The organism is Gracilibacillus lacisalsi DSM 19029 (assembly GCF_000377765.1).
GTDB lineage: Bacteria > Bacillota > Bacilli > Bacillales > Amphibacillaceae > Gracilibacillus > Gracilibacillus lacisalsi.
The window spans coordinates 147,814-169,984 of sequence record NZ_KB898668.1 but is presented as its reverse complement, the minus strand read 5'-3'; the positions used below and the strand labels follow the sequence as shown (position 1 = coordinate 169,984).

Genomic DNA, 22,171 nt, shown 5'->3' with positions numbered 1-22,171 from the left:
TAAAAGTCTTTGATATAATAATGTAGTTGTTTATTAAAAGTAACCCAAAAAAAGAAAAGGTGACTAGTATGAATGCTAAAGAATTAATTGAAAATTTACCAGATTATCAATGTCAACAGAACCTTGATATGATTAATATAGAACATATAGAAATGGATCACAGACTTTTAAAGAAAGATTCTTTATTTGTATGTATCAAAGGGTATACCGTAGATGGTCATCAATTTGCAGAAGCTGCGGTTGATAATGGCGCAACAGTTATCGTAGCGGAAAAAGAGCTGGATGTATCTGTGCCGGTCGTTATCGTCCCAGATACATCCAGGGCTTTGGCTCATTTAGCTAACATTTTTTATGACCATTCTTCCTGTAAGTTAAAGGTTATTGGTGTCACAGGTACAAATGGAAAAACCTCGGTTACACATATCATCGATGAAATCCACCAGTATGCAAAACAAAAAACAGCATTAATAGGTACAATTCAAATGATGATTGATGGTGAGAGTCATCCAGTAAAAAACACAACACCTGATGCTTTATTTTTACAAAAAAACTTACATCAAATGGTCGAAAAGAAAATAGATGTTGCGACAATGGAAGTATCTTCTCATGCATTAGACTTAGGGAGAGTTCATGGAGTAGACTTCGATATCGCTGTATTTACTAATTTAAGTCAAGATCACCTTGATTATCATCAAACAATGGAAAACTACCTATACGCTAAAAGTTTATTATTTTCTCAGTTAGGTAATACGTTGAAACATGAAAAACCAAAATATGCGGTTATTAATCAAGATGATGAGCATGCAGGATTTTTAAATAGAGCAACAGCTCAACCAGTGTTAACCTATGGTGTACAAAATAAAGCATCTTTCCAAGCTGTCAATGTAGAATTGATGGCTAATGGTGTTTCCTTTATAATGAAAACACCAAAAGGAAATGTTCCAATCAAGAGTAAGCTTATGGGAATGTTTAGTGTATATAACCTGTTAGCAGCGGCAACTGCAGCTTATGCTTCTGGTATTGAATTAGACATCATACAACATGTGTTAAACAATACTTCAGGAGTAAAAGGACGTTTCCAACCAGTGGAACATAAGCAAGACTTTGGTGTGATTATTGATTATGCACACACACCAGACTCATTGGAAAATGTATTGTCAACCATCAAACGCTTTTGTGCAGGAGATATACGTGTAGTAGTTGGTTGTGGTGGAGATCGGGATCGTCGTAAAAGACCATTGATGGCAGAGGTTGCCTGTCAATACGCCGATCAAGCTATCTTTACTTCTGATAATCCACGTTCAGAATCCCCACAAGCAATTATTGATGATATGGTGGAAGGTCTGAAGCATAACAATTATCAAACGATATTAGATCGTGAAGAAGCAATTAAACAAGCAATTGAACAAGCAAATGACAAAGATGTTGTTTTAATCGCTGGTAAAGGACATGAAACATACCAAATTGTCGGTGACAAAGTCTTAGATTTTGATGATGAACAAGTAGCTATCAAGTATTTGAATTAACCAGTTACATTCGTAACACCTGGATAGAAGATTGGAGAGAACATGGATGAATGAATATACGTTTTTAATTACAGTAGCGATCGCATTTTTAATTACTGTCCTACTATCCCCGATTTTAATTCCTTTTCTGAAAAGGTTAAAATTTGGACAAAGTATTAGAGAAGAAGGACCTCAATCACACCAAAAAAAATCAGGCACGCCAACAATGGGTGGTGTTATGATTATCCTAAGTATTTCAATAACAAGCATCGTTGTCGTTAGCCGTGTTAACAATGGTGTTTTAGGCTATGAGGTCTTGTTGTTACTATTAGTATTGATTGGGTTCGGCTTATTAGGTTTCCTTGATGATTTTATTAAAGTGGTCTTAAAACGAAACCTGGGACTAACCTCTAAGCAAAAGTTATTAGGACAAATCGTGATTGCCATTATCTTTTATGTAGTATTACTGCAACAAAATTTTTCAACAAGCATTGCTGTACCAGGTACCAACATCTCATTTGACTTAGGTTGGCTATATCCTATTTTTATCGTAGTAATGTTAGTAGGTGCTTCCAATGCCGTCAACCTGACTGATGGACTTGATGGATTATTGGCTGGAACCGCTGCTATTGCGTTCGGTGCGTTTGCTATATTAGCTTGGTACGGTATCCCGAATTTGAGTGTAACATTATTTAGTTTATCTGTTGTAGGTGCGTTATTGGGATTCCTAGTATTTAATGCACATCCTGCTAAAGTATTTATGGGTGATACTGGTTCCTTGGCTTTAGGTGGTGCTATTGCCGCTATTGCTATACTTTTAAAATTGGAAATTTTATTAGTTATTATTGGCGGTGTTTTTGTTTTAGAGACATTGTCCGTTATTATTCAGGTTATTTCGTTTAAAACAAGAGGAAAGAGAATCTTTCTAATGAGCCCACTCCACCATCACTATGAGTTAAAAGGTTGGTCTGAATGGAGAGTAGTGACCACGTTTTGGGCAGTCGGTATACTATTTGCATTTTTAGGTATTTATATTGAGGTGTTGTCATCATGAGAAAATTAAAGGATTTCCCTTTTGCTAAAGTACTGGTGTTAGGTCTTGCCAAAAGTGGAACAGCTGTTGCGAAATTGTTAAATAGAAATGGTATAGAGGTAGTTGCCAATGATTTGAAAGCTAAAGAAGATGATGAAAATGTACAGACTCTCCGCTCTGAAGGTGTTTCTGTAGTTGTTGGTGACCACCCTTTGTCATTGATTGAAGATATTGATGCCATTATTAAAAATCCGGGTATTCCCTATGAAAATCTTTTAATAGATAGTGCTGTTAAACAAGAACTTCCTGTTTTAACAGAAATAGAATTAATACCGTACTTCGGCATTGATCAAATCGTTGGTATTACTGGTTCAAATGGGAAAACAACGACAACCACTTTAATTTATGAAATGTTTAAAAAAGCAGATGCACCAGTTAGCTTGGCGGGGAACATTGGCCATGTTGCATCAGAAGTGGCCGAGCAAATGGATGATAAGCAAACAATGATTGCTGAATTATCTTCTTTTCAATTATTAGGTATAGATACATTTAAACCTAAAATCGCCGTACTGCTTAATCTTTTTGAAGCACATTTAGATTACCATCATACGTTGGAACATTATCAAAATGCAAAAGCTAATATCTTTAAAAATCAAACAGAACATGATTATTTAGTTTATAATGCTGATGATCAACGTGTTGTAAATTTAATTAAACATGCTGGCGCCAACCTTGTTCCATTTAGCCGTAAAGGAGAAATCACAAACGGTACATATTGTGATGAAGAAGCAATATATTTCCGTGGAGAAAAAGTGATTGACTTAGCATCTGTCGTGTTAGTAGGGGAACATAACCTAGAGAATATTTTAGCTGCTGTTTCGGTTGCGAAACTTGAAGGTATCTCAAATCAAGTGATTGAAACTGTCCTTACATCTTTCACAGGTGTAACACATCGTCTGCAATTTGTGAAAGAAGTGAACGGTCGAAAGTTTTATAATGATTCCAAAGCAACTAATATACTTGCAACAACTAAGGCATTATCAGCATTTAATCAATCAATTATATTGCTAGCAGGTGGTCTTGACCGCGGTAATGATTTCGATGAATTAATGCCATATATGTCAAATGTGAAGGCACTTGTATTGTTTGGTGAAACAAGTACGAAATTACGAAAAGTCGGAGAGGCTAGTGGAATTGAAAATATAGAATTGGTAGACTCGATGAATGAAGCTGTTCAAAAAGCATATCAATTATCCAATAAAGACGATGTTGTCTTATTATCACCTGCTTGTGCAAGCTGGGATCAATATAAAACCTTTGAAGAAAGAGGCAACATGTTTATGGAATCTGTGCATAAATTATAATAGGGGCTTGTCTATTATAATGAGCACAGACGATGTTGTATAAAAATATAACAGGCCCCTAATTCATTAATAGATTTGGGGGTTTTTTTCGTGGAAGCGAAGATGAAAAGTCAACGTACACCGGATTATTTCTTAATTTTTGTCATCGTTGCTATCTTGTTGGTCGGAACAATCATGGTTTATAGCGCCTCTTCGATTTGGGCTGAGTATAAATTCAATGATTCTTTTTATTTCTTAAAACGACAGATACTTTTTGCTGGTGTAGGTGTAATTGCGATGATGATTGTTTCTAACATTCCTTATTTTCAATGGATCAAGTATCGAAAAAGGATTTTTATCGGCTCATTAATCCTGTTAGTTGCTGTTTTGATTCCTGGGATCGGAATGGTTAGAGGTGGTGCAAGAAGTTGGATAGGAGTAGGTGCATTTAGCATTCAACCTGCCGAATTTATTAAACTTGCGATGATTATGTTTTTAAGTGGCTTTCTAGTCAATCATCAGGATAAAATTACAGAATTTAAAAAGGGTTTTCTCCCACCACTTTCGATTTCAGTAATCGTTTTTCTAATTATTATGCTGCAGCCTGATTTAGGTACAGGTATGGTATTTTTGGTAACTTGTTTTCTGTTGATTTTCGTAGCAGGTGCCAAAATCATGCACTTTGTATTTTTAGCAGGCTTTGGTGTTATTGGATTTCTACTGCTTATTATCTCTGCTCCCTACAGAATTAATCGTATCACAGCATTTCTCGACCCTTGGCAAGATCCTTTAGGGACAGGCTTTCAAATCATTCAGTCCTTGTACGCGATTGGTCCTGGGGGGTTATTAGGAGTTGGTTTTGGAAACAGCCTGCAAAAATATTTTTATCTGCCGGAACCGCATAATGATTTTATTTTTGCAATTATCGCAGAGGAATTAGGATTTATTGGTGCAAGTTTTGTCATTATTCTATTCTTTTTGTTTATTTGGAGAGGAATATTAACGGCGATCCATGCACCAGATCTTTTTGCTAGATTACTAGCGGTTGGCATTGTCGGTATGATAGCTATCCAAGTCATGATTAATATCAGTGTTGTCATTGGTTTAATTCCGGTCACTGGCATTACATTACCATTCTTAAGCTATGGAGGTTCCTCATTAACTTTGACGCTTTGTTCTGTCGGAATATTAATCAACATTAGTAAATATCGGCAATAAACTTGGGAGATTTGGATGATACCTAGAAAGTAATGACTATGATATAATCGGAATAAGACATGCATACCAAAATTAGTGAATGGATAATAGAAAAGGAAGTATAAATATGGTACAAAAAAGAGTCGTTTCGATAGAAGATCGAATTCCAAAATTGAAACAAGAGCGTCGAAAAAAAGCAAACAGAAAACTGATTTTTTATTTGCTCATCTTTTTTGTATTGATTTTTATTGTGATTTACTTGCAATCACCTATGAGTTATGTAAAAAATATATCAGTAAATGGTTTGCAATGGCTGGAAAAAGAAGAAATAATAACTCAGAGTGAAATAGAAGAAAATGCAAACTTTTGGGGAGTACAAACGAAAGAATTAGAAGAAAATATTGTTTCACATCCACAAGTTAAAGATGCGGATGTTTCGAAATCATTTCCGAACACGATCATTATGGATATAACGGAATTAAGCCATGTTGCATATGTTGAATTGGATGGAAAAATACAACCACTTTTAGAAAATGGTGATTTATTAGACGAGGTTAATTCTTCCAATATAAATGGAGATGTTCCTGTTTTAAAAGGATTTAACGATAATCACTATTTGCAAGAAATAGCGGAAGAATTAGCCAACCTATCTACATATGTTGCTGCATTAATCTCTGAAGTAAACTGGATTCCTTCAGATTCTAATCCATATAAGATTCAACTATATATGACAGATGGTCAAGAGGTAGAGTCCTCGATACGGAATTTATCTGCAAACATGGACAGCTATCCTTCAATTGTAAGTCAGTTGGATCAGAGTGAAGCTGGTATTATAAAAATTGATGAAAGTGGAGCAGTATTTACTCCTTATGATGTAGATAAGGAAGAAGAGGAGGAGATAGAAGAGGAAAATGAAGAGTAAACAATTAGTGTTTGCATTGGTCTTTCTGGTATCAGGCTTTTTGTTAACTTTTAGTTATCAGCAAACAAAATCAACTGCTGAAATCTCACAAGTCAATAATCAGGAATGGGAACGAGATTTTTATTATCGAAAACAATTAATTGATATGGAAGAAAAAAATAAGCAATTAAGATCTGAATTAACTCAAATTCGCCAAGAAGTACAAGCCATAGAACAGGAAATTGGTGAGGAAGCTGATGTATTAAAAGATTTAGTAGCTACTAAATCTAATTTGCAAAAATTGACTGGTGAACTGTCAATTAGTGGTGATGGAATTATGGTAACATTAAAAGATGCAAGCTTTATTCCTGCAGAGGATCATGCAAATCAATATATTGTTCATGACCGGCATATTCATCAGACGGTAAACGAATTATTTAGTGCTGGTGCCAAAGCAATAGCAATAAATGGACAGCGAATATATCGTAATAGTTACATATCTTGTATTGGGCCAGTTATATCAGTTGACGGCAATTCATACCCTGCACCATTTGTGATTACGGCAATTGGTGATCAAGAAGTCCTTGATGTCAGTTTAAACCTTAGAAATGGGATTATCGACCAACTTGTTCAAGATAACATCGAAGTGACAATCGAGAAGAAATCTAATATTGAAATGTACGCAAAGGATATGTGACGGTATGAAAAATGGTTTTAATAAACAGCACGTTGCGATTGGAATAGTATGTTTATTGATCGGCTTGATGATTGCGATATTATTTAATACCAATCACCAAACCATTGACCGAGATACAAGAGATACTTGGGAAATTAGAACAGCACTGTTGGAAGAACAGAAGATTCAGCAAAATCTATACATGGAGATTGCAGAAGCAGAACAAACACTTCAAGAGTATCAAGATCAAACTGAACACCAACAAATTGAATCATTAAAAAATTCGATCCATGAATTACGGGAACAAGCCGGGTTAACAGAGAAAAGTGGACAAGGGATCATTATTTCACTAGAGCCAATGTTTTTAGAAGAAGATTATCAGGAATATCCTGAAATAAATGCCGAGTTACTCCAATTATTAATCAACGAATTAAATGCAGCTGGCGCAAGAGAAATGGCTGTTGAAAGTCAACGAGTCATTAATATAACACCGATAAGAGATGTGAATGGAAACATATATGTTAACAATAGTTCAATCGGAGAATTGCCAACTAAAATACATGTTCTAACAAATGATTCGGAAGAAATAATAAACCATCTAGAAGTTAGTGAAATAGGTGACTACTTCGCGTTAGAAAATGTTACAATGAATATATCTGAACAAAGTGATATCGTACTTCCAGAGTATGATGAGCAGATTGACTTACAAGATGTAGATATTGTTGATGTCCCAGAAGAAGGTGAAAGTTAATGTGGTTACCGGCACTCTTTTTAATAATTGGTTTATTATTAGGTTTTATGACAAATATGAGCATACCAGATGCTTATACCAATTATTTATCTATTGCAGTGTTGGCTGCTTTAGATACGCTATTTGGAGGTATTAGGGCGCAACTGGAGGCGAAATTCGACCAAAAAGTATTTATATCTGGTTTCTTCTTCAATGTATCATTAGCTGCTTTTTTAGCCTTTATCGGTGTACAACTAGGCATTGACTTATATTTAGCAGCAATTTTCGCATTTGGAGTGAGATTATTCCAGAATTTAGCGATGATAAGAAGGCTCTTACTAGAAAAATATGAATTGTATAGAAAAGCAAAAAAGGTGAGAAATCATAATATTTAATATTTTTCCGGTAAATTTACATATATTCATGTAAAAATATTGTTTTTTTTATTATAATAGTGTTTAATACAGTTTATTATACTTATATGAAATGAATCGTAGTTTAATGCATTGAAATAGGAGGTGCCTTATGGATAACGGTGAAATTCTAGTCAGCTTGGATATAGGTACATCAAAAATAAAGGTTATCATCGGAGAAATTCTTGGTGATTCTTTAAATGTGATTGGGGTTGGTACCGCTAAGTCTCTAGGTATGAAAAAAGGAGCCATCGTTGATATAGACGAGACTGTTCATTCAATTCGAACAGCAGTTGAACAAGCTGAACGCATGGTAGATATACATATTGATCAAGTTATCGTAGGAATTAATGGTAATCATGTGCAATTACAACCATGTCACGGAGTTGTTGCAGTATCCAGTGATGATAAGGAAATATCAGAAGAAGATATTCATCGTGTATTGGATGCAGCACAGGTAATGTCCATTCCACCTGAAAGAGAAATCGTTGATGTAATACCAAAGCAATTTATTGTTGACGGTTTAGATGAGATTCGAGATCCCAGAGGAATGATTGGGGTTCGATTAGAAATGGAAGGTACGATTATAACCTGTTCGAAGACGATGTTACATAATATATTGAAATGCGTTGAAAAAGCTGGTTTAAGTATTATGGATATTTGCTTGCAACCATTAGCAACAGGAGAAGTGGCTTTATCTCAAGACGAGAAAAATTTAGGTGTCGCATTACTCGATATAGGTGGAGGAAGTACAACCGTTTCTGTTTTTGAAAACGACGGATTGGTAGCTACTAGTGTAATCCCATTAGGTGGGTATAATATTACGAAGGACTTATCTATTGGACTCCGCACATCATCAGAAGAAGCGGAGGATATTAAACTCGATCATGGACACGCCTTCTTTAATGATGCCAATGAAGAGGAAACATTTGAAGTGAATATCATTGGTAGTAATCAAAGGCAGGTGTATAATCAGCTAGATTTAACCGAAATAATCGAAGCTAGATTAGAAGAAATATTAGTATATAGTGCGCGTGAGATTCAAAAAATGGGATATGACGAAATTCCTGGTGGACTGGTGCTTACAGGTGGTACGATGAGTATGCCAGGGGCTGCTGATTTAGCACAAGATATTTACCAAAGTAATGTTCGAATTGCGATTCCTGATTATATCGGGGTTCGCGAACCTCAATTTACAGCAGGCATTGGTATCTTGAAATTTGCGTACAAGAATGCGAAAATACAAGGGAAAGAGTTTTCAGATGCAGTAACAGAACAACGAGAACAAGTACATCAGGTAGATATGGAAAAACCTAAGCCAAAACCAAAACGAACAAAGAAAACAACCAATAAACAAAGTGTGAAAGAAAAGAAAGAACCTAAATTAGCAAATTTCTTCAAATATTTCTTTGATTAAGAATATTGGGGTAAATGAAGACGTGGAAAAAGACAGACTATTAATCTAGCAAAATGGGAGGAAATGGTATGTTAGACTTTGATACGAACATGGATCAGCTAGCTACGATAAAAGTAATCGGTGTAGGCGGTGGTGGAAGTAACGCTGTTAACCGAATGATAGAGCACGGTGTACAAGGTGTAGAATTTATTGCAGTGAATACAGATGCACAAGCATTAAATCTTTCAAAAGCAGAAGTTAAAATGCAAATTGGTACAAAATTAACAAGAGGATTGGGGGCAGGTGCAAACCCAGAGGTAGGAAGAAAAGCTGCAGAAGAAAGCAAGGAACAAATTGAAGAAATCCTTAAAGGCTCTGACATGGTCTTTGTGACAGCTGGTATGGGCGGTGGAACAGGTACAGGTGCTGCTCCAGTTATTGCCCAAGTAGCTAAAGAGTTAGGAGCATTAACAGTAGGGGTAGTTACTCGCCCGTTTACTTTTGAAGGAAGAAAGAGAGCCACTCAAGCGGTCTCAGGTATTGATGGATTAAAAAGCAGTGTAGATACATTAATTGTCATTCCTAATGACCGATTACTTGAAATAATTGATAAAAATACACCTATGCTAGAAGCATTCCGTGAAGCAGATAATGTGTTACGACAAGGTGTACAAGGTATTTCTGATTTAATTGCAACACCTGGACTAATAAACGTCGACTTTGCCGATGTGAAAACTATTATGGCTGATAAAGGTTCGGCACTTATGGGTATCGGTGTAGCTACAGGTGAAAGTCGTGCGGCTGAGGCTGCTAAGAAGGCTATTTCATCTCCACTACTGGAAACTTCTATTGATGGTGCGCATGGTGTCTTAATGAACATAACAGGCGGAACTAATTTAAGCTTATATGAAGTACAAGAGGCAGCAGACATTGTAACATCAGCAGCAGATCAAGAAGTGAATGTTATTTTCGGTTCCGTCATTAACGAAGATTTGAAGGATGAAATTGTCGTAACTGTTATTGCAACCGGCTTTGATGAGTCACAAATCAAAAATGCACAAAATAAACCAAAGTCCGTTTTACAAGCTAGCTCTCCTAAGAGAGAAAAACAGCAGCCAGAAAAAGCACAAGAACCTAGTCCATCTTCTTCTTCCAGTTCAAGACCAAAGCAAGAAGAAGACACATTAGATATACCAACATTTTTAAGAAATCGTAATCGAAGAAGATAAGGAAATATCCTTCACGGTAAACCCCCGTTTCAGTTGTTTTGAAACGGGGGTTTCTTAATCTAACAAAATACATACATATTATCCATAAACTGCGCAGTAACTGGACATGGATTTGTTCTTCTCCGGTACTCGTACTGCATTAAGAGTTAATTTTGAAATATATAGTGATGATAACTACCACTCCGGCTGCCCACTTCCCTTTCCGTGGGGTTTGCCCTTCAGCTAACTTTTTCGAGCCAAAACCGCTCGAAAAAGTGGATCTTCAGGTCAAACAATTCCCACAGGAGTGAAAGTGGGCGGCCTTCGTTAAGATATGCTCCACAACACTTATCCGTAATCAGCCAGTTGATTTCTCCGCCATATGTAGCGTAGGGTACGACTATGCTAAAAAGGTTTTCTCAGCCCGATAAGTACTGTAATTAAACAGAAAAGTTTAGTTCCATGAGTTCATTTCTTTCCATAATCAGATAACAAAAATAGCGGAGGCAGAATACGGAGACTCCTGTGGGACAGCGAGAGCTGAAGATCCACTTGGTGAAGTGCCTTTCTTCACCAAGTTAGCTGAAGCCGAGCCCACGGAAAGCGCAGTATTCTGCCGGAGCGTATGTGAGCACTCATCATCAATCAGAATGGAAGATGGCCACACTCCACAAATTTTCATTACTTCGCAGTTTATATCTACTATGTAAAAGAATCATTTTTTGATGTAGTGTTGACATAGTGCGAAGTATATTGAAATTGCTTTCATAAGTTTTTAGCATACCTCTCTTAGATTTATCCTCTCTTCGATGTCTCTTCAGTAATTCAACATTTTTATGTCTTTTTTCTGAAAACTAGATGATTTTTGCATACAAACTGTGACAGACTTCTTTCTTTCTATTCTTTATACTAAATAGACAAGTAAAGCTTATTTCATATTAGCTGGAAAGGAAGGACATGGTGGTTGTTTATGTAGAAGTCGTATGGCTACTCAATTTCATGATAGACTGGATGATTCTATTACTAACTCAATCGATTACAAAACAAATAACCAAATGGTATCGTTTAGTAATAGCCAGTTTTTTTGGTTCGCTTATTGTACCAATTTCCTTCATTTTTCCAACGTTTCCGATTGATTCATGGATACTAAAAATAGTACATTCTTTTATTATTATTTGGATTGCTTTTGGCTTTCAAAATGTTGCTATCTATTTCAAATTGCTTTGTTCATTTTATTTTATGACATTTTCGATAGGTGGTGGCTTATTTGCCATTCACTTTTTGTTTTCAACTGAGGATTATTTATCGAGTCCAGGTCTAGCAAATGATGAAATACATGGCCTATTTGTTTTAATTGGATTTCCTATCATCTTCTTCTTTACAAAATACCGAATGGACAAGCACAAAATGCATCAGTTCCAACAAGAGTTTTACTATCGGGTAACGATTAAGTGGAAAAGCAAACAAGTGGAAACAACTGGATATTTAGATAGTGGAAACCATTTAGTAGATCCGTTTACCCAGACGCCTGTCATTATTGTCGACCAAACGATTTTGGAACATTGGTTTGACAAAGAAGAAATCATGAAACTGCAAACATCCGCTCAGAATTTAATGGAAGGTGAAATACCCGATTCTACTTCGGACACTTTTCGAATATTACCTTTTCAAGGGGTGAGTGGACAACATGATTTTATGCTGGCTTTTAAACCGGATTTACTTGAAATACATATGAAAAATGTCCAACTGACAAACAAGAAGGTTTTAATAGGTATTCAATTTGGGAATTTAGTGGCTGACAACAGTTACCATTGTTTATTACACCCTAAACTTTTTCAGCAGACAGGGTGACATTATAAAGGATAAGGAGTGGAAGGAATGCTAATCGTACAACAAAAATATAAAATGATATTTTACAAAATTCTGAAGAAAATGGGCTTTAAAGTAGACGAAATTTATTACATTGGGGGAAGCGAAGCATTACCACCACCACTATCTAAAGAAGAGGAATATGAATTAATTCATCGATTGCCAGTAGGTGATAAAGCTGCAAGAGCTATGTTAATTGAAAGAAACTTACGTCTTGTTGTTTATATTGCGCGAAAATTTGAAAATACGGGTATTAATATTGAGGATTTAATCAGTATTGGAACAATTGGTTTAATTAAAGCGATCAATACCTTTAATCCCGAAAAGAAGATTAAACTAGCGACATACGCGTCAAGGTGTATTGAAAATGAGATATTAATGTATCTTCGAAAAAATAACAAAATAAAAACAGAGGTTTCGTTTGATGAACCGTTAAATGTGGATTGGGATGGCAATGAGCTTCTACTCTCAGATGTGTTAGGTACGGATGAAGATGTGACATTTAAAGATTTGGAACAGAGCATTGATAAAACATTATTACGAAAAGCGTTAGAACAATTAAATGGCAGAGAAAGACAAATTATGGAATTAAGATTTGGGCTAGTGGATAAGGAAGAAATGACCCAAAAAGATGTTGCGGATTTACTTGGTATCTCGCAATCCTACATTTCACGATTGGAGAAAAAAATTATTAAAAGGTTGCAAAAAGAGTTTAATAAAATGGTCTGAAAAACACATGTGGTAAATGATGGATGATGCATAAAAAACTCCCGATTGGTGATACTGATTTTTGAGAAGGATCTCCAATTGGGAGGGTATTAAATGACAAGACATAAAGTAGAAATTTGTGGGGTAGATACAGCAACCTTACCAGTATTAAAGAATGATGAAATGCGAATTTTATTTAAGGCTATGCAGAATGGGGATCAATCTGCAAGAGAAAAATTAGTTAATGGCAATTTAAGATTAGTACTTAGTGTTATTCAAAGGTTTCATAATCGCGGGGAGTACGGTGATGATTTATTTCAAGTCGGTTGTATCGGTTTATTAAAATCAATTGATAATTTTGATTTAAGTCAGAATGTAAAATTCTCCACCTATGCTGTCCCAATGATTATCGGTGAAATTAGAAGGTATTTACGTGATAATAATCCGATAAGAGTATCCAGGTCATTACGTGATATTGCCTATAAAGCGCTGCATGCAAGAGAGAAATTATTAAACAAAACGTCAAAAGATCCTTCTCCTATGGAAATTGCAGAAGAATTAGATGTACCAGTAACTGATGTGATTTTTGCTCTTGATGCAATTCAAGACCCTGTCTCTTTATTTGAGCCTATTTTTAATGATGGCGGGGATCCTATTTATGTAATGGATCAAGTAAGTGATGACAATGTGAAAGATAACGACTGGATTAATCATTTGTCAATAAAAGAAGGTATGCAGCGGTTAAATAAGCGTGAAAAAATGATACTTAACAAACGTTTTTTCCAAGGTAAAACACAGATGGAAGTAGCTGAAGAAATTGGTATTTCACAAGCTCAAGTGTCGCGATTGGAAAAAGCTGCAATTAAAGAAATGAATAAAGAAATGTTTGAATAAAAAAAGGAGCAAAACCATAGTGGTTTTGCTCCTTTTATTCATTCAAAACATACTGCGGATCATCTGTTAACAGGACGGGCGCTTCCGGGGATATCCCTGTCTGTTCCAGGGATATCTCTTTTCCTTCCCTGGATATTCATTTCTGTTCCCTGGATATAGTCGTTTATCCCCGATAGAGAAGACGTTATCCTCGGAAGAGAAAACTTTATCCCCGGAACAGCGAAGACTCTTCCGGGGATAAGGATCGGAATTCCGGAACAGTTTGCTCCAATGGAGGTAATTAATTTATGTCCACGTTATTTCATCGTTTATAAATATTGTGTGTTTTATGATGTTAAGAAGCGATGAGGTTTCATCGCTTCTTGGCTCTTTTGTCTGCTCTTTCGCCTCGTTCTTTTGCTTCTAAATCTTCTGCATCGGCGAGTTCATTAGAGAATTCTACGTCAATTCCATCTGTTTTTTCCATTTTTGGTGTTTGTGCTAATGGATTTCTCGTAGTATTTTTCTTATGTTCATCTCTACCCATATTAATCCCTCCTCGTATAGTTAGTGTGTGCCATTATAAAGAGAACATGTGCGAATTTTATTGTCATAAACACCATATTTTTTAAGTCAAGACATATATATTGATATAAAGGAGGGAGCGAAATGATAACCTTATCCGCTTTACAAATGAAAGATATTGTGTATATTGAAGATGGAACAAAAATAGGGAGTTTAACGGATATTGAGATAAATGTAGATATAGGAAAAATCACTAATTTAGTAGTGGCAACAAAAACAAAAACTTTTGGAGTTTTTGGAGAGTCACGGGAAATCATCATTCCTTGGGAACATGTTATGAAAATAGGGCATGATGTTATTTTGGTGAAAAAGAACGGACAATATCCAACTCTTCCAGTTCAAGAGAAAGAGGATTCTTCATCAACTTATCAGCAGTAATCGACATCGAACTGTATTACAACGCTAAAATATGATAAAATGATCTAAAATAGGAGGGGTATGATGACAGAACCCTTTATGCAACTTGAAGGTGAAGGAATATTATGGATTAAACCATGGATGAGTAATAACTCTAACCTTGTAGCTGGTTTTACAACACGTGAGGGCGGTATTAGTCACCCCCCATATCAAAGTAATAACCTAGGTTTTCATGTAGAGGATAATCCAAGCGATGTATTACAAAACCGACAACGAGTAGCGAAAATGATCTCATTTTCATTAGACAAGTGGGTAATGGCAGACCAAATACATGGTAATCATGTGCAGTTCGTTCAATCAAAAGATAGTGGTAGTGGAGCATTTTCCAGAGAGGATGCAATACCAAAAACGGATGGTTTAATTACAACGGAGGATAATGTGTTGTGTACCGCATTGTTTGCAGACTGTGTTCCATTATTTTTCGCTGACAGAAAGCAAGGAACAGTTGCTATTTCACATGCAGGTTGGAAAGGGACTGTTTCCAATATTGCAAAAAAAACAATCGATCATTTTAAACAATTGTCATCTAATGTAAAAGATATTGAGGTTGTGATTGGACCAAGTATTTGCGGCTCATGCTACCAAGTAAATGATCATGTTATTCAGCATATTGATGCAAAATATGTTGATTCTTATCAAGGGGCAGATGACCAATACCAGTTAGATTTAAAAGATTTAAACTATCGGTTATTAGTGGATGCAGGGGTTTCACCCGATCATATACATATTTCTAAGTATTGCACATCACATCATTCATCATTTTTCTCTCATCGAAGAGACCAACACCCTACTGGCCGAATGATGGGTTTTATTGCATTCGTTTAACGGTGATGAAAGGAGCTTTAAACATGACAGTAGCAGAAAATCTCACACAAATACAGGAAAATATCAAACATGCATGCGAGAAAGCGGGACGGGATCCTGAAGATATCACCATTATCGGGGTAACAAAATATGTTACAATAGAAAGAGCTTTAGAAGCCGTACATTCTGGGGTTCGCCATTTAGGTGAAAATCGGATGGAAGGTTTTCTTGAGAAACACGAGAATATAGGAGAACAAGCAATTTGGCATTTTATTGGTACGTTACAGTCTCGTAAAGTAAAAGACATTATTGATAAGATAGACTATATTCATTCATTAGACCGAAAATCATTAGCTAAAGAAATTAATAAACGGACAGACAAGCCTGTTGATTGTTTTGTTCAAGTGAATGTTAGTGGCGAAGAATCTAAGCATGGACTGCAACCAGAAGATGTTGAGTCATTTATTGACACGTTACGAAACTATCCAAAGATTAGAGTAGTTGGATTAATGACGATGGCTCCGCATGTAGATGATGAACAGATATTGCGTAATGTCTTCCAATCCTTACATAAGTTAAAGAGTACTATTCAAGAAAAGGGATGGGACCATGCACCGTGTCAGTATTTGTCTATGGGAATGAGTAATGATTACCAGGTTGCAATTGAAGAAGGTGCTACTCATATACGTATTGGTTCCAGTTTAGTGGGGCCATATGAAGAATAGGGGTGATGAATGATGAGTATGAAGGGGAAGTTCCGTAATTTCTTCGGAATTGAAGATGAAGAGTATGAGATCATCGAAGAAGAAATAGAAGAAGAGGATAAACCACAGAGACGAAGCGAAAGAAAAGAAGAGAAAGCCAACGTTGTCAGTTTAAAATCAGTTCAAAAAAGTGCGAAAATGGTTTTATTTGAACCCAGATCATTCAATGAGGTACAAGATATTGCTGATCATGTTGTGAATCGGAGATCGGTTGTGATTAACTTACAACGAGTGGATACACAACAGGCAAGACAAATTATTGATTTTATGAGTGGAACAGTTTATGCTGTATCTGGTCAAATTAAAAAGCTAGGTTCACAAACTTTTTTATGTACCCCAGAAAACATTGAAATATCCGGAAATATTACGGAAATAATGGAAGAAGCAGATCCAGAACAAAGGTGGTAATTAGTTAAAATGGGATTATTACATGATATTTTATATTATGCGATGACGATTTACACATATGCGATTATTATTTATATTTTGATGTCTTGGTTTCCAGGAGCTAGGGAGTCCTCTTTTGGTCAAATGTTAGGTTCGATCGTAGAGCCGTATTTGGAACCATTTCGGAAAATTATTCCGCCAATTGGTGGTATGATTGACATATCACCGATTGTGGCACTATTTGTATTGCAATTCGCTTTGCGAGGGTTAAATTTCTTATTTTATAACTTCCTTTATATCGTAATCGGTATATAGGTGATCCTATGGATTTATATCAACATTTTAGGCAAGAGGAATACCCTTTTATCGACCAAGTATTGTCTTGGCGTGATGAAGTAACGACAAGATATCAGCGAAAAGTAATTGATTTTCTACACCCAAGGGAACAAAAGATTTTTGAGATGATAATTGGAAATGATGAAGAATTGCAGTTAGCTTTCTTTGGAGGATGGGAATCAGCTGAACGAAGACGCGCTATACTAGCCCCTTTTTATGAAGAAATCAATGAAGCGAGTTTTGAAGTGGAGTTATTACAAACCACATTTCCGCAAAAATTTGTTTCCATTGAACATCGAGACGTATTAGGCGCTTTTCTATCTGCTGGTATTAAACGAAAAAAGATGGGTGATATTGTTATTCACGATGATACTATTCAAATTCTCGTAGCATCAGATATAACAACTTATCTTATTACAAATGTCACGTCAATCAAGAAGGCAGGAGTCACTTTTGAAAGAGTTCCGATGATCGAAAGACTGCCATCTCAAGATGCTTGGCAATCACTAACGGCAACATGCGCATCTTTACGCTTAGATGTAATCATCAAAGAATTGTACCAAATGTCCAGACAACAAGCGTTGAATCTGATCAAGAAAGGTTTAGTGAAGGTAAATTTCCAAACCATTGATCAGCCTTCCTTTATGCTTGAGGAAGAAGATCTCATATCGATTAGAGGTAAAGGTAGATCCAGGATTACTGAATTACAAGGTCGTACCAAAAAAGATAAAATAAGAATCACTTTTGAAAAATTATTATAATTTTTGTTGAATTTTTTAGTGATTTGTCAATAAAGTATGATAAGATATTGTATAAAGAATGACATCTAATAGGAGGTGGCCGATGTGCCTTTAACACCACTCGATATTCATAACAAGGAATTTGCTAGAGGTTTTCGGGGTTATGATGAAGATGATGTAAATGAATTTCTTGATCAAGTGATCAAAGATTATGAAACAGTTATTCGTGAAAAGAAAGATTTAAAAGAAAAAGTGGATCAATTAAATGAGAAGCTTAGCCATTTTTCCAATATCGAAACGACGTTAAACAAATCGATTCTGGTCGCACAGGAGACGGCAGAAGAAGTAAAAGAAAATGCCAAAAAGGAATCTAAATTAATCATAAAAGAAGCAGAAAAAAATGCAGACCGAATCATTAATGAAGCACTGCATAAATCAAGATCTATCGCTTTAGAAGTAGAAGAATTAAAGAAACAAGCGAAAGTCTTCCGTACCAGATTGAAAATGTTGGTAGAGGCACAACTTGATTTAGTAGAAAATAATGATTGGGATGGATTATTTGAAATGGACATCGAAAACGAAGAAGAAGATATGGAAAGAGAAGAGTCCAATCAATATTAATTCTTGACGTAATAAAAATTATTACATATAATTCTTACTACAAACTTTTCATACTTGAAGGAAATACTATGATTGGGAGAGTATATTTGGATTACTAACAAAGCGAGTTAGGGATGGTGTAAGCCTAATTTAGTGCCTAAATAGAAGATCACCCATGAGTAGTTACACTGAATAGAGTAAGTGTAAACGAGTGATTCACGTTACGAATTACTGAGTGGATAGCACAACGAATGCTGTTATCTATAAGGGTGGTACCGCGAGAACTCCTCGTCCCTTTCCGGGATGAGGAGTTCTTTTTTTGATCAGATACCTTAAACGGTGAACAACATCGGTAAACAGCAGGGTAACGTAAACCCGGGATGATCGCGGACATTTGTTCCGTTAATGGTTGCAAAAGAGGCGTTTTTAGGATACTAGCGGACATCTATTCCGTTATTCATCAGAATAAGGCTAATTCTCTCGAAAAATAACCAAATAAGGGATTAGATGTCCGTCAACACCGAAAAACGGTCGTTATTCCGTCAAATAACGCACTAAATGTCCACTCAACAAACATTTTACAAGTTCGCAGTTTTTTGCAAATCAGAATAAGGAGGAGTTAAATTGGAATATAAACAAACATTAAAAATGCCACAAACGAAATTTCCGATGCGTGGTAATTTACCTAACAAAGAACCAGAAATGCAGAAAAAGTGGGATGAAGAAAATCTGTATGAAAAAGTACAACAGCGAACAGAAGGGAAACCATTGTTCGTATTACATGATGGACCTCCATATGCTAATGGAGACATCCATATGGGTCATGCACTAAACAAAGTATTGAAAGATTTTATTGTCAAATATAAATCAATGGCAGGATTCCACGCACCATATGTACCAGGTTGGGACACACACGGTCTTCCAATCGAGCAAGCACTTGCTAAGAAGAAAGTGAACCGCAAAAAAATGACTATTGCGGAATTCAGACAAAAATGTGCGGAGTATGCATTAAAACAAATTGATAATCAACGAAATCAATTTAAACAGTTAGGTGTCAGAGGGGACTGGGAAAATCCTTATATCACATTAAACAAGTCCTACGAAGCAGCACAAATTAAAGTATTCGGAGAAATGGCTAAAAAAGGCTATATCTATAAAGGGCTAAAACCTGTTTACTGGTCTCCATCATCAGAATCTGCTTTAGCAGAAGCGGAAATTGAATATCAAGATAAGCGCTCAGCGTCTATTTATGTAACATTTGATGTGAAAGATGGTAAAGATTTATTAGATGGAGATGAAAAATTTATCATCTGGACAACGACACCATGGACAATTCCAGCAAACCTAGCGATTTCGGTACACCCTGATCTGGAATATGCAGTTGTTAAAGAAGCTGGAGAAAAATATATTGTCGCACATGATATGTTAAGTGATTTAAAAGATACACTTGAGTGGCAAGAAGCAGAAGTGGTTAAAACATTTAAAGGTCAGGAAGCTGATAAATTAGTAGCAAAGCATCCTTTCTATGATCGTGAATCTTTAGTTATTTTAGGTGAGCACGTAACTACGGAAAGTGGTACAGGACTTGTTCATACTGCTCCAGGCCACGGGGAAGATGACTTTATTGTTGGTAAGCAATATGGTTTAGATGTATTGTGCCCGGTTGATGAAAAAGGAGTTTTCACTGAGGAAGCGCCAGGTTTCGAAGGGTTATTCTATGATGCTGCTAACAAACAAGTAACTGAAAAACTTGAAGAAAACAATGCGCTGCTAAAACTTACCTTTATCACTCACTCCTACCCACATGACTGGCGTACGAAAAAACCAACGATTTTCCGTGCGACTAATCAGTGGTTTGCATCGATCAAAGATTTCCGAGAAGATATTTTAGCGGAAATTAACCGGATTAACTGGTTACCAAAATGGGGTGAAACGCGACTATTTAATATGGTGCGTGATCGTGAAGATTGGTGTATTTCTAGACAACGTACGTGGGGTGTGCCAATCCCTGTATTTTACGGTGAAGATAAAACACCAATCATTAATGACGAAACAATCAATCATGTTGCCAAACTATTTGAAGAGCATGGTTCTAATATCTGGTTTGAGTGGGATACGAAAGATTTACTACCGGAAGGATTCTCTTCTGAACACAGTCCAAATGGAGAATTTACGAAAGAAATGGATATCATGGACGTATGGTTTGACTCTGGTAGCTCTCATGAAGGCGTATTGGAAGGAAGAGAAGATCTACAACGACCTGCAGACGTTTATTTAGAAGGTTCTGATCAGTATCGTGGCTGGTTTAATTCATCGATTTCAACAGCTGTGGCCGTAACAGGTAAAGCTCCGTATGAAACAGTAATCAGTCACGGTTTCGCATTAGATGGTCATGGTCGTAAAATGAGTAAATCAGTAGGAAATGTAGTTGTGCCTTCTAAAATCATGAAACAATACGGTGCAGATATTCTGCGCTTATGGGTATCTTCTGTTGATTATCAGGCAGATGTTCGTATTTCCGATGAGATTATTAAACAAACGTCAGAAGGATATCGTAAAATTCGAAATACGTTCCGCTTCTTACTTGGTAATTTATCTGATTTCACCCTTCAAAATCGTGTAGAAGAAGCACAATTGGAAGAAATCGACCGTTACATGTTATACCGTCTGCAACAAGTGATTGACAAGGCACGCAAAGCTTATGATGAATATGATTTCTCAACGGTATATCAAACGATTCATCATTTCTGTACGATTGATTTAAGCTCCTTCTATCTAGATTTTGCTAAAGATATTCTCTATATTGAGGCAGAGGATAATCATAGAAGACGTAGCATTCAAACAGTCTATCACGAAATCATCACTTCCTTAGTGAAATTGCTAACACCGATCTTAACTCATACAATGGAGGAAGTGTGGAGTTATATTCCAGGTGTGGAAGCACAAAGTCCACAGCTAACGGATATGCCAGAAGCAAGAGAAATCAAAGACCAAGAGCAATTAGCTGCTAAATGGTCACAATTTATGAATGTACGTGATGATATTTTGAAAGCATTAGAAGAAGCGCGTGCAGAAAAAGTAATAGGTAAATCATTAGAGGCTTCTGTAACTATCAAAGCAAATGATGATAAAGTAGCAACGTTATTAGCTGAAGTACCATATCTACATCAATTGTTAATTGTTTCTCATGTGGAACTAGTTGATGAACTAACAGATGGTCAAACGTTTGAACATGTTAAATTGAAAATTAGTAAACATGAAGGGGAAACCTGTGAGCGTTGTTGGGTGATTTCAGATACCGTCGGTGAAGATCAAGATCATCCGACATTATGTACGCGTTGTGCAACGGTAGTAAAAGAAAACTATGCAGACCTTGTAGAATAGTAATAGTAAAGCAACTATCTTCCACATAAAGATAGTTGCTTTTCTATTCCACATGGAAATATCGTAGTAGATATATACTGCGAACTAGTAAAAATTTGTGGAGTGAAGCTTTCTTCTATTCTAACTTTAACGAGTGCTTACTTACGCTCCGGCAAGATACTACGCTTTCCACGGGCACGGCCTTAGCCAGGAACTACTTGGAATTATCTTCTTTGCTCCCTTGCACCGAGGAAGCCACTTCGAAGCGTTACTAGAAGACGCAGGTGCATCACGGGGTCTTCAGCTCGCGCTGTTCCCGTAGG

General features: G+C 36.2%; 22 protein-coding genes and 1 other annotated feature. Of the genes, 21 read left to right on the top strand and 1 reads right to left on the bottom strand.

What is annotated here, in order from left to right:
* Positions 1–68 precede the first annotated feature (68 nt).
* From D569_RS0112515 to sigG, 13 genes are all read left to right on the top strand, one after another.
* The gene (locus tag D569_RS0112515) at positions 69–1,526 is read left to right on the top strand and encodes a UDP-N-acetylmuramoyl-L-alanyl-D-glutamate--2,6-diaminopimelate ligase (protein WP_018932771.1); all 1,458 of its coding nucleotides are present in this window, start codon (positions 69–71) and stop codon (positions 1,524–1,526) included.
* A gap of 46 nt (positions 1,527–1,572) precedes the next feature.
* Positions 1,573–2,559: a phospho-N-acetylmuramoyl-pentapeptide-transferase gene (gene mraY, locus D569_RS0112510; protein ID WP_018932770.1), complete on the top strand. Its 987-nt coding sequence runs from the start codon at positions 1,573–1,575 to the stop codon at positions 2,557–2,559.
* Positions 2,556–3,902, top strand: coding sequence for a UDP-N-acetylmuramoyl-L-alanine--D-glutamate ligase (murD, locus tag D569_RS0112505; protein WP_018932769.1), 1,347 nt, complete (start codon positions 2,556–2,558; stop codon positions 3,900–3,902). The genes mraY and murD overlap by 4 nt, the downstream gene beginning before the upstream one ends.
* 102 nt (positions 3,903–4,004) lie before the next feature.
* Positions 4,005–5,099 (top strand): stage V sporulation protein E, encoded by a 1,095-nt coding sequence (spoVE, locus tag D569_RS0112500; protein WP_033404912.1) that lies wholly within the window; start codon positions 4,005–4,007, stop codon positions 5,097–5,099.
* Positions 5,100–5,205: 106 nt separating this feature from the next.
* Positions 5,206–6,000 carry a cell division protein FtsQ/DivIB gene (locus D569_RS0112495; protein ID WP_018932767.1) on the top strand — a complete coding sequence of 265 codons (795 nt, stop codon included), beginning with the start codon at positions 5,206–5,208 and terminating at the stop codon, positions 5,998–6,000.
* Entirely contained in the window at positions 5,990–6,676 is a 687-nt protein-coding gene (locus D569_RS0112490; protein ID WP_018932766.1) for a DUF881 domain-containing protein, read from the top strand. The genes D569_RS0112495 and D569_RS0112490 overlap by 11 nt, the downstream gene beginning before the upstream one ends.
* A gap of 4 nt (positions 6,677–6,680) precedes the next feature.
* Positions 6,681–7,406 carry a DUF881 domain-containing protein gene (locus tag D569_RS0112485; protein WP_018932765.1) on the top strand — a complete coding sequence of 242 codons (726 nt, stop codon included), beginning with the start codon at positions 6,681–6,683 and terminating at the stop codon, positions 7,404–7,406.
* Positions 7,406–7,780, top strand: a complete 375-nt coding sequence (locus D569_RS0112480; protein WP_018932764.1) for a small basic family protein — start codon at positions 7,406–7,408, stop codon at positions 7,778–7,780. Before D569_RS0112485 ends, D569_RS0112480 begins: the two co-directional genes overlap by 1 nt.
* 130 nt (positions 7,781–7,910) lie before the next feature.
* Complete coding sequence (gene ftsA, locus D569_RS0112475; RefSeq protein ID WP_018932763.1) at positions 7,911–9,215, top strand: cell division protein FtsA; 1,305 nt, start codon at positions 7,911–7,913, stop codon at positions 9,213–9,215.
* A gap of 68 nt (positions 9,216–9,283) precedes the next feature.
* Positions 9,284–10,423 carry a cell division protein FtsZ gene (gene ftsZ, locus D569_RS0112470; protein ID WP_018932762.1) on the top strand — a complete coding sequence of 380 codons (1,140 nt, stop codon included), beginning with the start codon at positions 9,284–9,286 and terminating at the stop codon, positions 10,421–10,423.
* A 936-nt stretch (positions 10,424–11,359) separates the two neighbouring features.
* A complete protein-coding gene (gene spoIIGA / locus D569_RS0112465; protein WP_245548502.1) occupies positions 11,360–12,253 on the top strand; it encodes a sigma-E processing peptidase SpoIIGA in 894 nt (297 codons plus the stop codon).
* A gap of 27 nt (positions 12,254–12,280) precedes the next feature.
* Positions 12,281–13,000 carry an RNA polymerase sporulation sigma factor SigE gene (sigE, locus tag D569_RS0112460; RefSeq protein ID WP_018932760.1) on the top strand — a complete coding sequence of 240 codons (720 nt, stop codon included), beginning with the start codon at positions 12,281–12,283 and terminating at the stop codon, positions 12,998–13,000.
* A 93-nt stretch (positions 13,001–13,093) separates the two neighbouring features.
* Positions 13,094–13,873: an RNA polymerase sporulation sigma factor SigG gene (gene sigG, locus D569_RS0112455; protein ID WP_018932759.1), complete on the top strand. Its 780-nt coding sequence runs from the start codon at positions 13,094–13,096 to the stop codon at positions 13,871–13,873.
* A 352-nt stretch (positions 13,874–14,225) separates the two neighbouring features.
* Here sigG and D569_RS24010 read toward each other — a convergent pair whose 3' ends face one another.
* Positions 14,226–14,399, bottom strand: a complete 174-nt coding sequence (locus D569_RS24010; protein WP_018932758.1) for a YfhD family protein — start codon at positions 14,397–14,399, stop codon at positions 14,226–14,228.
* 122 nt (positions 14,400–14,521) lie between these two features.
* Here D569_RS24010 and D569_RS22835 point away from each other — a divergent pair, with 122 nt between their 5' ends.
* The 8 genes from D569_RS22835 (at position 14,522) to ileS (ending at position 21,869) form a co-directional block, all read left to right on the top strand.
* The gene (locus tag D569_RS22835; protein WP_018932757.1) at positions 14,522–14,815 is read left to right on the top strand and encodes a YlmC/YmxH family sporulation protein; all 294 of its coding nucleotides are present in this window, start codon (positions 14,522–14,524) and stop codon (positions 14,813–14,815) included.
* A gap of 60 nt (positions 14,816–14,875) precedes the next feature.
* The gene (pgeF, locus tag D569_RS0112440; protein ID WP_245548501.1) at positions 14,876–15,679 is read left to right on the top strand and encodes a peptidoglycan editing factor PgeF; all 804 of its coding nucleotides are present in this window, start codon (positions 14,876–14,878) and stop codon (positions 15,677–15,679) included.
* A 23-nt stretch (positions 15,680–15,702) separates the two neighbouring features.
* Positions 15,703–16,383 (top strand): YggS family pyridoxal phosphate-dependent enzyme, encoded by a 681-nt coding sequence (locus tag D569_RS0112435; RefSeq protein WP_018932755.1) that lies wholly within the window; start codon positions 15,703–15,705, stop codon positions 16,381–16,383.
* A gap of 12 nt (positions 16,384–16,395) precedes the next feature.
* The gene (locus D569_RS0112430; RefSeq protein ID WP_018932754.1) at positions 16,396–16,830 is read left to right on the top strand and encodes a cell division protein SepF; all 435 of its coding nucleotides are present in this window, start codon (positions 16,396–16,398) and stop codon (positions 16,828–16,830) included.
* A 9-nt stretch (positions 16,831–16,839) separates the two neighbouring features.
* On the top strand, positions 16,840–17,124 hold the full coding sequence (locus D569_RS0112425) for a YggT family protein (RefSeq protein WP_018932753.1): 285 nt from the start codon (positions 16,840–16,842) through the stop codon (positions 17,122–17,124).
* Between the two features lie 8 nt (positions 17,125–17,132).
* Entirely contained in the window at positions 17,133–17,906 is a 774-nt protein-coding gene (locus D569_RS0112420) for a YlmH family RNA-binding protein (protein WP_018932752.1), read from the top strand.
* An 84-nt stretch (positions 17,907–17,990) separates the two neighbouring features.
* On the top strand, positions 17,991–18,506 hold the full coding sequence (locus D569_RS0112415) for a DivIVA domain-containing protein (protein ID WP_018932751.1): 516 nt from the start codon (positions 17,991–17,993) through the stop codon (positions 18,504–18,506).
* A gap of 59 nt (positions 18,507–18,565) precedes the next feature.
* Positions 18,566–18,784: a binding site (T-box leader), on the top strand.
* Positions 18,785–19,109: 325 nt separating this feature from the next.
* The gene (gene ileS / locus D569_RS0112410; RefSeq protein ID WP_018932750.1) at positions 19,110–21,869 is read left to right on the top strand and encodes an isoleucine--tRNA ligase; all 2,760 of its coding nucleotides are present in this window, start codon (positions 19,110–19,112) and stop codon (positions 21,867–21,869) included.
* The last annotated feature ends 302 nt before the right edge of the window (positions 21,870–22,171 follow it).